The organism is Streptomyces sp. CB03234 (assembly GCF_001905885.1).
Classification (GTDB): domain Bacteria; phylum Actinomycetota; class Actinomycetes; order Streptomycetales; family Streptomycetaceae; genus Streptomyces.
In genome coordinates this window covers 198,560-210,998 of the sequence record NZ_LIYH01000004.1, presented here as the reverse complement: position 1 = coordinate 210,998, position 12,439 = coordinate 198,560, and the positions used below count along the sequence as shown (strand labels likewise).

The window sequence follows — 12,439 nt, the reverse complement described above, 5'->3', positions numbered from 1 at the left end:
GTCGCCCGGTCCGGTCGGCACGCCTCTGAGTATATTGGCTGCGAGCCAGTCAACGCAGGAGTTAAAGCATGTCCCCGCGCAGCGCATCGGTCAACGAAGAGCTGCGGCGGCGTTCGCGGGAGCGGCTGCTGCAGGCGACGGTGGAGCTGGTCTCCGAGCGGGGGTACGAGGCGACGACCCTGGCCGACATCGCGGACCGGGCCGGTTCGGCGCGCGGGCTGGTCTCGTACTACTTCCCCGGCAAGCGGCAGCTGCTCCAGTCGGCGGTGCACCGGCTGATGCACCTGACCCTGGAGGCGGCGCTGGAGCGGGAGCCGCGCAGCGAGGACGGGCGCGAGCGGCTGGCCCGGGCCATCGACGCGATCCTGGGCCTCGCGGTGGAGCGGCCCAGGCTGATGCGTACGCACATGGCCGGGATCCTCCAGGCGGAGGGGTTCGTGCAGTGTCCGGAGCAGCAGCGGCTGGCGTCCCTGTTGCGGGACACGGTGGACCGGTACGGGGTGCGGGACGTGGACGCGGACTATCCGCTGCTGCGGGCCCTGCTGATGGGGGCGGTCTTCGCGGTGCTGCTGCCGGGGGCGCCGATGCCGCGGGCGCGGCTGCGCGCCGAGCTGTTCCAGCGGTACGGGCTGGACTGGGAGCTGGGCGTCCCGCCGGACGACGGGCCGCCCGGCGGAACGCCCACGAGGCCGGCTCAGTCGTCGTCGTCGTTGTCGTCGTCGAAGTCGTCGAAGTAGTCCGGCTGGGTCTGGACGTTGAGCTCGTCCATCCGCACCCGCTTCGCCGGATCCGTACGACGGTCGTCGAGCCTGAGGACGTCGAAGCCCTTGCGTTCGTCGTTCGAGTAGATGTGCCCGTTGTAGTAGTAGGCGGACCAGGAGCCGCCGCTCATGATCCTGTCCGTGGTGAGCGGACCGCGCTCGAAGTAGGCGATCTCCTTGGGCTTGGCGGAGTCGGTGAAGTCCCATACCGAGACGCCGCCCTGGTACCAGGCCTGGACCATCAGGTCCTTGCCCTTGACCGGGATGAGGGAGCCGTTGTGGGCGACGCAGTTCTCGGTGTCCGCCTGGTGTCGGTCGATCTTGAAGTAGCTGCGGAAGACGAGCTTGCGCTTGTCGCCCTTGCCGACGATGTCGTAGATGCCGTCCGCGCCGCGGTGGGGGCCGATGCGCTCGTTGCAGGTGGCGGCGGAGCCGCCGCCCAGCTCGTCGGTGAAGACGACCTTGTCGGCCTTCTGGTTGAAGGTCGCGGAGTGCCAGAAGGCGAAGTTGACGTTGTCCTGGACGCGGTCGATCACCTTCGGGTTCTCCGGGTCCTCGATGTTCATGAGGATGCCGTCGCCCATGCACGCCCCGGCAGCCAGGTCCTTGGAGGGCAGCACGGTGATGTCGTGGCAGCCGGTGGTCTTGGAGACGCCCGGGTTGGTGGGCGCGCCGGGGTTGCCGCCGCCGTCGGGGCCCTCGCCCGGGAAGAGGACGGGGAAGTTCACGACCGCGGCCTTCTCCGGGGCCTTGCGCGGCACCTTGATGACCGAGATGCCGTCGTGCGGCGGCCGGCAGTCGGGGAACGCGGCGTTCGGCGAGTACGAGGAGACGTAGACGTAGACGTTCCTGCGCTCCGGGACGAGGGTGTGCGTGTGCGAGCCACAGGCGGTCCCGACGGCGGCGACGTACTTGGGGTTCCGCTTGTCGCTGATGTCGAAGATCTTCATGCCCTCCCAGGAGGACTTCTCGGTCGCGGGCTGCGTGGTGCTGGTGCAGGAGTTGTCGCTGCGCGAGGAGTCGGTGGAGAGGAAGAGGAGGTTGCCGGAGACGGACACGTCGTTCTGGGAACCGGGGCAGAGGACCTGGGCGACGGTTCTGGGCGACGCGGGGTCGCTGATGTCGAAGATGCGGAAGCCGTCGTAGTTGCCGGCGAAGGCGTAACGGCCCTGGAAGGCGAGGTCCGAGTTGATGCCGGTGAAGGCATCGCGCGGGACGTTGGCGACGTGCGTGATGTTGTCGCTGTGGACGATCTCGTCCACACCGGGAATCTCACCGGAACGGATGGCCGCGAGGGCTTCCGCCTGCTGCTGTGAGGAGACGGTGCCCTGTGGGGCGGGAGCGTCTCCGGGGTCGGGCACGGCGGCCGCGGGGGCGGCCGTCAGGAGTGTCGCGAGGAGACCGGCCGCGGCGGTGGCCACGCCCAGACGTCTGCGTCGCACGTGAGTGGTGCGCAACGAGATCACTGCGTCGTCCTCCCTTGTCTCCGTTCGGAGGTGAACGGGTCATGGACCCCGGCAGTATCTTCCTTTGCATGCACATCTCAATAGATGGCAACAGAGACTTCATGACGCGCCTCTGGAGGATTCTCGTGTCGAAGCGCAGCGCAGGCGTCGCGGCGGCGGCCGCCCTGACCGCCGTACTCGCCCTGGCGGCATGCGAGTCCGCGCCCTCCGGAGCGGAGGACGGACCTCAGTCCCAGGCGGCGGCCGGGAACGGCGGCCCGGCGGTGGTCGCGCCCGGAAAGCCGGGGGAGCCCGCGCGTACGCTCTCGCCGGAGGAGGCGCGCGAGGCCGTCCCGCCCGACACGCCCAACTCGGCGGATTTCACCTACGCGCAGATGATGATCGTCCACCATGGCCAGGCCCTGGAGATGACCGCGCTCGCCGCGAAGCAGGCGGCATCGACCCAGGTGAAGCAGGTGGCCGCGCGCATAGCGGCGGCGCAGCAGCCGGAAATCGACGCGATGCGGGGATGGCTGAAAAACAACGGTGGGCCCAGGCCGCAGACGGGCCATGACCACGGGACCATGCCCGGTATGGCGACCGAGGCCCAATTGGCCCAGTTGCGCGACGCGCGCGGCGAGGCCTTCGACGAACTGTTCCTGAAGCTGATGATCACCCATCACCAGGGCGCGGTCACCATGGCCGGCGAGGTGCTGTCGGAGGGGAACAACGTCCAGGTGGAGGAGATGGCCAACGACGTGATCGCCCAGCAGACGGCCGAGATCGACCGTATGCGCTCCATGTGACGGTGCCCCGGGAACGGTGGTGGCGGGCCCCCCGGCACCCCGTCGGCGCACGTCCGTACGTACCGCACCTCCCCCCGTGGGCGCGGCGGTGCGATGCTGGGAGTCCCAGCGGGAAGGAGCGCAGCCGTGCTTCGTGTCGCCGTCGTCGGTTCCGGGCCCAGTGGGGTCTACACCGCCCAGTCCCTGGTCGAGCAGACCGCGGTACCGGACGTGCGGGTGCACGTCCTGGACCGGCTGCCGTGCCCGTACGGGCTCGTGCGCTACGGGGTCGCACCGGACCACGAGAAGATCAAGTCGTTGCAGAACAACCTGCGCACGGTCCTGGAGCACGAGCGCGTCGGCTTCATCGGCAATGTCGAGGTCGGCAGGGGCGGGCTGACGCCCGAGCGGCTGCTGGAGCTCTACCACGCGGTCGTCTACTGCGTCGGCGCGGCGCGGGACCGCCGGCTGGGCGTACCGGGCGAGGACCTGCCCGGGAGCTGCTCGGCCACCGACTTCGTGTCCTGGTACAGCGCGCACCCGGACGCCGCCGCCGACGGCTTCGTGCTGGGCGCCCGGTCGGCCGTGGTGATCGGTGTCGGCAACGTGGCCGTGGACGTCGCACGGATCCTGGCGCGCGGCCCCGAGGAGCTGCATCCCACCGACGTACCGGAGGCGGCGCTGGGCGCGCTGGCCGCGAGCCGGGTGCGGGAGGTGCACATGGTGGGCAGGCGGGGCCCGTCGCAGGCCAAGTTCACCACCAAGGAGCTGCGCGAACTGGGCTCGATGCCCCAGGCGCGGGTCGAGGTGGAGCCGGCGGACCTGGCCCTGGACCCGGCGTATGCGGATCCGGCGGGCCTCCCGGCGGTCAACCGGCGCAATGTGGAGGTGGTGCGCGCCTGGGCGGAGGCCACCGGATGGGAGCCGCGGGAGCGGGTGATCCGGGTGCGGTTCTTCCTGCGGCCGGTGGAGGTGCTGGAGCGGGGCGGCAGGGCGGCGGGGGTACGTTTCGAGCGCACTGTTCCGGACGGTGCGGGCGGGGTGCGCGGGACCGGTGCGTACGAGGACATCGAGGCGCAGCTGGTGCTGCGGGCGGTCGGTTACCGCGGGGTGCCCCTGGAGGGGCTGCCGTTCGACGCGACGCGCGGGACGGTGCCGCACGCGTCGGGGCGGGTGCTGCGGGACGGGGTGCCCTCCGCGGGCGAGTACGTCGCGGGGTGGATCAAGCGCGGCCCGACCGGCGTGATCGGCACCAACCGGCCGTGCGCCAAGGAGACGGCGGGCTCCCTGCTGGCGGACGCCCCGGCGCTGGCCCGGCGGACGGTTGCCGACGACCCGCTGGCCACCCTGCGCGCGTGGGGCCACCGGCCGGTGGAGTGGCCGGGCTGGCTGTCCATCGAACAGGCGGAGGCGGCCCTCGGGCGCGCCCTGGGCCGCGGCTCGGTCAAGATCCCCGACTGGCAGGGCCTCCTGTCGGCCGCCGGCCAGACCTGAGCCCCCGCCCGTGTCGCGGTGGCCGGCGCGGGACGGTGCCGGGCGGTTACGAGGCGGTTAGGGGGTGCCGAGGCGGGCGGCCTGGCTTTCGGCGGCGGCGAGGAGGGTGTCCAGGAGGCCGGGGAAAAGAGCGTCCAGGTCGGTGCGGCGGAGGCCGTTCATCTTGGCAGTGCCTTGGTAGGTCTGGCGGATGACGCCGCTCTCGCGCAGCACGCGGAAGTGGTGGGTGCTGGTCGACTTGGTGACCGGCAGGTCGATGTACGAGCAGGCCACCTCACAACCGGCCGCCGCCAGTTCGCGGACGACGCGCAGCCGCATGGGGTCGGACAGCGCGTGGAGCACGCCTTCGAGGCGGATCTCGTCGCGCGCGGGGTGCGCGAGCTCGCGCGGACTGGTCGCGGTGGTCACGGCGGCTCCAGGGGCATCGGGTGGGTTCCCATTGTACGAGGTCTCTCGTAGTTTGACAGTTCCCGTACTACGATGATTATCGTACGACCCGTACCCCACCGGTTCCGCCCTGAATGGAGTCCGCCGTGAGCGCACTGTTCGAGCCCCGCACCCTCCGGTCGCTGACCGTCCCCAACCGCGTCTGGATGGCCCCGATGTGCCAGTACAGCGCCGAGGCGTTCGGCCCGGACGCGGGCGTGGCGCACGACTGGCACTTCGCCCACTACGCGGCCCGCGCCGCCGGTGGCACCGGACTGATCCTGCTGGAGGCGACCGCCGTCTCCCCCGAGGGCCGCATCAGCCCGTACGACCTCGGGATCTGGAACGACACCCAGGTCGAGGCGCTGCGCCGGATCACCGGTTTCCTCAAGGGTCAGGGCACCGTCCCCGGCATCCAGATCGCCCACGCGGGCCGCAAGGCCTCGACCGACCAGCCCTGGAAGGGCGGCGCCCCCGTGGGTGCCGAGGGGCACGGCTGGCAGCCGGTCGCCCCGAGCCCGCTGCCCTTCGACGACGGTCACCCCGTGCCGGACGAGCTGACGCGAGACCAGATACACGAGGTGGCCGGACAGTTCGCGGCCGCGGCGCGCCGCGCGCTGGACGCGGGCTTCCAGGTCGTCGAGATCCACGGGGCGCACGGTTACCTGATCGGCGAGTTCCTCTCCCCGTACAGCAATCACCGCACCGACGAGTACGGCGGCTCCTTCGAGAACCGGACGCGCTTCGCCCTGGAGGTCGTCGACGCGGTACGGGAGGTGTGGCCCGAGGAGCTGCCGCTGTTCTTCCGGATCTCCGCCACCGACTGGCTGGAGGGGACGGCCGGCTGGACGGGCGACGACACGGTCCGCTTCGCCGCGCTGCTCAAGGAGCACGGTGTCGACCTGCTCGACGTGTCGACCGGCGGCAACGCCCCGCGTGTCCGCATCCCCGTCGGCCCGGGATACCAGGTGCCGTTCGCCGCGCGGGTGAGGGAGGAGACCGGGCTGCCGGTCGCCGCCGTCGGGCTGATCACGGAGGCCGAGCAGGCGGAGAAGATCGTCGCCAACGGCGAGGCGGACGCGGTGCTGCTGGGCCGCGAGCTGCTGCGCAACCCGTCCTGGGCGCGGCACGCGGCCCGTGAGCTCGGCGGTGACGTGCACGTGCCGGATCAGTACCACCGCTCGGTCTGACCTGGGCGAACGCCGCGTCGGGAGCGCCGCTGTCAGTGGGTGGGTGCAAACTGGCCCGTATCCGCGACAAAGGCGTCCAGGAGGTGTCGGCGATGTCCGACGTGCTACTGACCGTAGGTACCCGCAAGGGCCTGTTCATCGGCCGCAGACGCGGCGGCCGATGGGAGTTCGAGGGCCCTCGGTTCAACGCGCAGGCCGTGTATTCGATCGGTATCGACAAGCGCCGGACCACGCCCCGGCTGCTGGCCGGCGGGGACAGCGCGCACTGGGGCCCCTCGGTCTTCCACTCGGACGACCTGGGGGCGACATGGACGGAGCCGGCGCGGCCGGCCGTCACGTTCCCCAAGGACACCGGGGCTTCGCTGGAGCGGGTGTGGCAGCTGCACCCGGCCGGGCCGGCGGCGCCCGGCGTGGTGTACGCGGGCACCGAGCCGGCCGCGCTGTTCCGCTCCGAGGACGGCGGGGAGACCTTCGAGCTGGTCCGGCCGCTGTGGGAGCACCCGACGCGGTCGCAGTGGGTGCCGGGCGGCGGCGGTGAAGGGCTCCACACGGTGGTCACGGACCCGAGGGACCCGGACGCCGTGACGGTCGCGGTGTCGGCGGCGGGGGTGTTCCGCACCCGCGACGGCGGCGTGACCTGGTCGCCGTCCAACCAGGGCGTGTCGGCGGTCTTCCTGCCGGACCCGAACCCGGTCTTCGGCCAGTGCGTGCACAAGATCGCCCAGGACGCGGGCGATCCGGACCGGCTGTACCTGCAGAACCACTGGGGGGTGTACCGGAGCGACGACGCCGGCGCCAAGTGGACCGACATCGGCGCGGGGCTGCCCTCCGACTTCGGCTTCGCGGCGGTCGCCCACCCGCACCGCGCCGATGTGGCGTACGTCTTCCCCATCACGGCCGACTCCGACCGGGTGCCGGCTCAGCGGCGGTGCCGCGTCTACCGTACGAGTGACGCGGGCGGCAGTTGGGAAGCCCTGGCGGCCGGCCTGCCGGAGGGCGACCACTACGGCACGGTGCTGCGCGACGCGATGTGCACGGACGACGCGGACCCGGCCGGCGTCTACTTCGGCAACCGCAACGGCGAGGTGTACGCGAGCGCCGACGAGGGCGACAGCTGGCAGTTGCTCGCCTCCCACCTCCCGGATGTGCTGTGCGTGCGGGCGGCGTTGATCGAATGAGGGGCGGGCCGTTCCCACGAGGTTGGGTGACACACCTCCTGCCACCTCGCGAAGTCATCCACGCACATGTCGTGACGGCGGCTTCATTCATGTCCGGTCGGCCAGGACGCGGCAGTGGCGGCCGTAGCGACGGCGATCGCCGCCAGCCGCCGGTAGTCGAGAGTGTCGGGGGTGTCGGTCGGCTGGTGGTAGTGGCGGTTACGGAAGTTCGCCGTATCGGTGAGCATCAGGGCCGGAGTCCCCGTGTTCCAGAAGGCCGCGTGGTCGCTGCGGTCGAGATGGGCCAGCGGGGGAACCCCGAGACCGGCGAGCGCGCCCAGCGGGCCCTGCGGACGCGGGTCGCACAGGGCGACGCAGGACAGCGCGGGCTCCGTGGCCCGCGCGGCACCGCGCCAGAGGGCGGCCGCCGCCCGCGTCGAGCGGCGGTGGACCACGAGGGTGAAGTCGCCGCGCAGTCCGGCCGAGCGGACCGCGGCGGCCACGCGGGGAAAGGCCGTGCCGAAGCCCATCGGCATCTGCTGACTTCCGGGCTCGGTCGTGAAGTAGCCGACGGACTCCAGGCAGATCATGCCCATGACGTTGCGGTTGCGGCGGATCCACTGAGCCGCGAACCGGGAACCGATCAGGCCCAGTTCCTCCATGTCGAAGACCATGAACGTGACGTCGGGTGCCCCCGGCAGCCCGCCGAGCAGCCGCGCCGTCTCCAGCAGTGCGGCCACTCCCGAGGCATTGTCGTCGGCGCCCGGGCTGCCGTCGACGGTGTCCAGGTGGGCGCCGACGACCACGGTGGGGCGGTGAGGGCCCACCGGTGGTTCAGCCAGCACATTCGCACCGGTCAGCCGCGGGTGGAGGCGGAATTCGAGCGGCAGCGCCTGGTGACCGCGCCGGTCAGTGGAGCCGAGGCGCCACCATACGTCGAACGGCTGCCGCCAGGTCCGCCAGCCCGCCGCGGTCAGTTCGGTCGTCACATAAGCCTCTGCCCGCAGCATGGCCTCGGGCGCGCGCGTCCGGCCGCGCGGGCCCTCGGCGAGGAACTCGACGTCCTGGCGGAGGCGCCGCGGGTCCGCGCGCCGGGTCAGTTCCCGTACGACCTCGGGTATGTGGGCCGGGAGCACACCGTCACCACCTTCCCTCGTACGGTCCATGGTGGCCACCGTCCATGGTGGCGCAGGTGACCGGCACGCGCCCTGGCTCGGGGTCACCATGGGAATGAGAGGCACGCCTGCCGTTGCGGAAAGGCGGTCGATTCCCGTGCGGTACACAGCTGTGACGGCCCTGAGCCATGCCGGGCTGCTCCGCCATGACAACGAGGACAGCCTCGTCGTCGGACCGTGGACGCTGTGCGGCACCGAGACGACGAGTCCCCAGTCGCTGGTGTTCCCCCTCGGCCCCCCGCTCGTCGTGGCGGTCGCCGACGGGCTGGGCGGGCAGCCGGCCGGCGAGGTGGCCAGTTCGCTGGTCGTCCGTCGGCTCGCCTCGCTGGGCCCTTCCCTGGGTGGCGAGGAAGCCGTCCGTGACGCCCTGGACGACTGCAACCGCGCGGTGTACTCGGCCGCCGAGGGCCACCCGGAGCTGGCCACCATGGGAACCACCGTCGCGGGAGCCGTTGTGCTGGCGGAGACGCTGCTGACGTTCAATGTGGGCGACAGCAAGGTCTACGAGGCGGGTCGGGACGGGCTTCGCCAGGTGAGCGTCGACGACAGCCCACCGCCGGCCCCGGGGCGGCGTACCACGTCGGCCGTCACGCAGACGCTCGGCGGCGGCTACGCCTTCAGCGCCGTGACGCCCCATGTGACGGCGTCCCCGCTGACCACCGGCGATCGCGTCCTGATCTGCAGCGACGGGCTGACCGATCCGGTGCCGGACGACGAGTTGGAGGGCCTGCTGCGGGCCCACGACGACGGCGGAGCGGCCTTCGAGCTCTGGAAGGCCGCCATGGAGGCCGGAGGGCCCGACAACATCACCCTGGCGCTGGTGCGCATCGGCGAGTGAACCGCGGACACGGAAGAACGCGCCACGGACCGCCCGGACCACCGCCCGGACCGCCCCTTGGACGGCCGCATGCCCAACCGCCCAGCGGCCGCGTTACGGCAGCCGCCAGTCGATCGGCTGCGCGCCCTGCCGGACCAGCAGCTCGTTCGTACGGCTGAACGGCCGCGAGCCGAAGAAGCCCCGGTCGGCGGACATGGGGGACGGATGCGCCGACTCGATCGCCGGAAGGTCACCGAGCAGCGGACGGAGGTTGCGGGCGTCCCGTCCCCACAGCACGGACACCAGCGGCTTGCCGCGTGCCACGAGCGCCTTGATGGCCTGCTCGGTCACCTCCTCCCACCCCTTGCCACGGTGCGCGGCCGGCTTGCGCGGCGCGGTGGTCAGCGCCCTGTTCAGCAGCAGCACCCCCTGCCGGGTCCACGGCGTCAGGTCTCCGTTGGACGGCCGGGGCAGCCCCAGGTCCGAGTTCATCTCCCGGAAGATGTTCTCCAGGCTGCCCGGCAACGGCCGCACCTCGGGCGCCACGGAGAAGCTCAGCCCCACCGCGTGGCCGGGCGTCGGGTACGGGTCCTGTCCGACGATCAGGACCCGCACCTCGTGGAACGGCTGCTGGAACGCCCGCAGCACGTGCGGTCCGGCCGGCAGATAGGTACGCCCGGCGGCGATCTCCGTACGGAGGAAGTCGCCCATCCCGGCGATGCGTTCGGCCACCGGCGCGAGGGCGTCCGCCCACCCCGGCTCGACGATTTCTTTCAACGGTCGTGCTGCCACGGCACGTCACCCTACCGGCCCACCACCTGCGCTCCGAACGCCCGAGCAAGCCGCTCACGTCGGTCCTGCCCGCTGACCCGGCGGTCCGGGCGATACGGTGGCTTCCATGAAGCGCCCCGTGGACGGACCGGAACGGCGCGGCGCCCCGGAGCAGCCGGGGAGCGGGCGGCCGAGAGGCGCCGTATGAGCGCCGGCGCGTGGGTGCTGGGGGTCGACTCCGGCGGGTCGGGGCTGCGCATCGCGCTCGCGCCCGTACTGCGCCACGGCGGCGCCGACGAGGTCGGTGCCGTGGTCGGTACCGAGGGCGGCGTACGTGCCGCCGAGAGCGTGGTGTTCTGGGAGCCGGTGCGGACCGGGGCCGGCGGGATCGACGCGGGGCATCTGCTGGAACGGCTGGTGCCCGCCGCCGAGGGGCTGCTCCGGCGCGCCGGGGCCGACCGGCTCGCGGCGGTGGCGGTCGGGGCGGCCGGGATGGCGACGCTCGGCGACGAGTTGCGCGCCACGCTGCCGGAGGCGCTGCGGCGCTCGCTCGGCGCGGGCCGGCTCGCGCTGGCCGCCGACGCGGTCACCGCGTACGCCGGGGCGCTCGGGCAGCGGCCCGGGGCGGTCGTCGCGGCGGGCACCGGCCTGATCGCGCTCGGCACGGACCTGTCCCGCTGGCGCCGCGCGGACGGCTGGGGGCACCTGCTGGGCGACTGCGGCAGCGGGGCGTGGATCGGCCGCGCCGGACTGGAGGCGGCCATGCGCGCCCATGACGGGCGGCGCGGCGGCTCGGCGGCGCTGCTGGAGCGCGTCGAGGCGGTGTTCGGGCCCCCGGCGACGCTGCCGGGCCGGCTCTACCCGCGCGCCGACCGGCCTGCCGTCCTCGCCTCGTTCGCGCCCGAGGTGGCCCGGTGCGCCACGGGTGGCGACCCGGTGTCAGCCGGCATCCTGGCGCTGGCCGCCCGGCACATCGCCGAGGCGGCAGCCGCCGTCTGCCCACCCGGCGACGGCCCGGGGCAGAGCCCGGAAGACGGCCCGGAAGACGGCCCGGACAAAAGCCCCCAAGACGGCCCGGAGCAGAGTCCCCAAGACGGCCCGGAAGACAGTTCGGAAGACGGTCCGCAGCAGAGGCCGGAGGACGGCCCGGCGGACAGCCCGGCGGACAGCCGGGAGGGCGGCCCGGAAGTGGCCCTGACCGGTGGCCTGTTCCGGATGGGCGACCCGCTCCTCGTACCCCTGCGAGACCAGCTGGCAAAGCAGCTTCCGTACGCGCGGACGGTGCCCGCCGCCGGGGACCCGCTGGCCGGCTCGCTCGCCGTCGCGGCGGCCCTCGCCACGGACACGCTCCGGCTGCCTCGCGAGCCGGGCATGCTGGACATCATCCATGAGGAACGTACGCATGGGACATAGCCGGACAGAGGGCGCCCGACCGGGCCCTCCCCAAGCGTCGGAGCAGGTAGAGCCAGTAGCATGCCGGGCCATGAGCTCCCCCACTGGGCCCGCTTCCGGCCTGCCTGTACGAATGCCGCGACCCCGACAGTCCGGGCGGCACCGTCGCCCTGAACCCGTGGCGGCCCCCGAGGGCGCGCCCGCGCTCGTTCTCGCCGTTCCCGGTGCCCCTTCCGCCGCTGTCCGCAGCCTGGCCGAAGAGGTCGTGAGCATCGCTCGTTCCGAGCTGCCCGGCCTGGAGGCCGCGATCGGTTTCCTGGACGGCGACAACTCCGAGTACCCCACGCTCTCGGCCGTCCTGGAGCGGGCCGCCGCGCTGCGTGTCGAGCGGTACGAGCTCGCCAGGGCCGCCGGCCGTGAGGTCGCCGAGCCCGAGGGCCCGGCCGCCGTGGTGGTCCCGCTCCTCGCGGGTCCCGACAGCGCCCTGACGGACCGCATACGGCAGGCCGTCGAGGAGAGCGGCGCGGCCGCCGAGCTGACCGACGTACTGGGTCCGCACCCCCTGCTCGCGGAGGCGCTGCACGTGCGCCTGTCCGAGGCGGGGCTGGCCCGCGCCGACCGGGCGCGGCTGTTCACGGTCGCCACGGCGGCCGACGGCATCGTCCTCGCCACGGTGGGCGGCGAGGAGGCCGTGCAGGCGGCCGGGATCACCGGCATGCTGCTGGCCGCGCGGCTGGCCGTCCCGGTGATGGCGGCGGGACTGGACCAGGAGGGCTCGGTGGCGGCCGTCGCCGAGCAGCTGCGCGGCTCCGGCTCGGCGCAGCTGGCGCTCGCGCCGTACCTGATCGGCCCGGAGCTGGCCGAGGGCCTGCTGGACGACGCCGCGAAGGCGGCGGACTGCCCGGTGGCCGAGCCGCTGGGCGCGTACCCGGCGGTCGGCAAGCTGGTGCTGTCGCAGTACACGACGACGCTGGGCATCGCGCCGCAGCCGTCGGGGGCTCCGGTTCGCTGACCGGCCCGAGCCGT

Annotated in this window: 12 protein-coding genes; 8 read left to right on the top strand and 4 right to left on the bottom strand. The window is 72.9% G+C overall.

What is annotated here, in order from left to right:
• Positions 1-68 precede the first annotated feature (68 nt).
• Entirely contained in the window at positions 69-737 is a 669-nt protein-coding gene (locus tag AMK26_RS18095) for a TetR/AcrR family transcriptional regulator (RefSeq protein WP_073755730.1), read from the top strand.
• Here AMK26_RS18095 and AMK26_RS18090 read toward each other — a convergent pair.
• Positions 695-2,227: an LVIVD repeat-containing protein gene (locus tag AMK26_RS18090; protein ID WP_073755729.1), complete on the bottom strand. Its 1,533-nt coding sequence runs from the start codon at positions 2,225-2,227 to the stop codon at positions 695-697. The genes AMK26_RS18095 and AMK26_RS18090 overlap by 43 nt on opposite strands.
• 101 nt (positions 2,228-2,328) lie before the next feature.
• Between AMK26_RS18090 and AMK26_RS18085 the strand changes: the two genes are divergently transcribed.
• Complete coding sequence (locus AMK26_RS18085; protein WP_073756256.1) at positions 2,329-3,012, top strand: DUF305 domain-containing protein; 684 nt, start codon at positions 2,329-2,331, stop codon at positions 3,010-3,012.
• 126 nt (positions 3,013-3,138) lie between these two features.
• Complete coding sequence (locus tag AMK26_RS18080) at positions 3,139-4,485, top strand: FAD-dependent oxidoreductase (RefSeq protein WP_073755728.1); 1,347 nt, start codon at positions 3,139-3,141, stop codon at positions 4,483-4,485.
• A 57-nt stretch (positions 4,486-4,542) separates the two neighbouring features.
• On the opposite strand, the gene AMK26_RS18075 is transcribed toward AMK26_RS18080, so the two are convergent.
• Positions 4,543-4,893, bottom strand: coding sequence for an ArsR/SmtB family transcription factor (locus AMK26_RS18075; protein WP_073755727.1), 351 nt, complete (start codon positions 4,891-4,893; stop codon positions 4,543-4,545).
• A gap of 125 nt (positions 4,894-5,018) precedes the next feature.
• On the opposite strand from AMK26_RS18075, the gene AMK26_RS18070 reads away from it, so the two are divergent.
• Positions 5,019-6,101: an NADH:flavin oxidoreductase/NADH oxidase gene (locus AMK26_RS18070; protein ID WP_073756255.1), complete on the top strand. Its 1,083-nt coding sequence runs from the start codon at positions 5,019-5,021 to the stop codon at positions 6,099-6,101.
• A gap of 92 nt (positions 6,102-6,193) precedes the next feature.
• Positions 6,194-7,279, top strand: coding sequence for a WD40/YVTN/BNR-like repeat-containing protein (locus AMK26_RS18065; RefSeq protein WP_073755726.1), 1,086 nt, complete (start codon positions 6,194-6,196; stop codon positions 7,277-7,279).
• Between the two features lie 83 nt (positions 7,280-7,362).
• On the opposite strand, the gene AMK26_RS38355 is transcribed toward AMK26_RS18065, so the two are convergent.
• Entirely contained in the window at positions 7,363-8,424 is a 1,062-nt protein-coding gene (locus AMK26_RS38355) for a M28 family peptidase (protein WP_079277657.1), read from the bottom strand.
• Positions 8,425-8,530: 106 nt separating this feature from the next.
• On the opposite strand from AMK26_RS38355, the gene AMK26_RS18055 reads away from it, so the two are divergent.
• Positions 8,531-9,271: a PP2C family protein-serine/threonine phosphatase gene (locus AMK26_RS18055; protein WP_073755725.1), complete on the top strand. Its 741-nt coding sequence runs from the start codon at positions 8,531-8,533 to the stop codon at positions 9,269-9,271.
• A gap of 93 nt (positions 9,272-9,364) precedes the next feature.
• Here AMK26_RS18055 and AMK26_RS18050 read toward each other — a convergent pair whose 3' ends face one another.
• Positions 9,365-10,042, bottom strand: coding sequence for a uracil-DNA glycosylase (locus tag AMK26_RS18050; RefSeq protein ID WP_073755724.1), 678 nt, complete (start codon positions 10,040-10,042; stop codon positions 9,365-9,367).
• Positions 10,043-10,225: 183 nt separating this feature from the next.
• On the opposite strand from AMK26_RS18050, the gene AMK26_RS18045 reads away from it, so the two are divergent.
• Together AMK26_RS18045 and AMK26_RS18040 are read left to right on the top strand one after the other, a co-directional pair.
• Positions 10,226-11,434, top strand: a complete 1,209-nt coding sequence (locus AMK26_RS18045; protein WP_073755723.1) for an N-acetylglucosamine kinase — start codon at positions 10,226-10,228, stop codon at positions 11,432-11,434.
• 70 nt (positions 11,435-11,504) lie between these two features.
• Positions 11,505-12,425, top strand: coding sequence for a sirohydrochlorin chelatase (locus AMK26_RS18040; RefSeq protein ID WP_073755722.1), 921 nt, complete (start codon positions 11,505-11,507; stop codon positions 12,423-12,425).
• The last annotated feature ends 14 nt before the right edge of the window (positions 12,426-12,439 follow it).

What these genes read in the sequence shown, in the direction of transcription:
- AMK26_RS18085 (WP_073756256.1), top strand. Translation starts at nt 2,329, where the DNA reads ATGACGCGCCTCTGGAGGATTCTCGTGTCGAAGCGCAGCGCAGGCGTC.
- AMK26_RS18045 (WP_073755723.1), top strand. Translation starts at nt 10,226, where the DNA reads ATGAGCGCCGGCGCGTGGGTGCTGGGGGTCGACTCCGGCGGGTCGGGG.
- AMK26_RS38355 (WP_079277657.1), bottom strand. Translation starts at nt 8,424, where the DNA reads ATGGACCGTACGAGGGAAGGTGGTGACGGTGTGCTCCCGGCCCACATA.
- AMK26_RS18040 (WP_073755722.1), top strand. Translation starts at nt 11,505, where the DNA reads ATGAGCTCCCCCACTGGGCCCGCTTCCGGCCTGCCTGTACGAATGCCG.
- AMK26_RS18065 (WP_073755726.1), top strand. Translation starts at nt 6,194, where the DNA reads ATGTCCGACGTGCTACTGACCGTAGGTACCCGCAAGGGCCTGTTCATC.
- AMK26_RS18095 (WP_073755730.1), top strand. Translation starts at nt 69, where the DNA reads ATGTCCCCGCGCAGCGCATCGGTCAACGAAGAGCTGCGGCGGCGTTCG.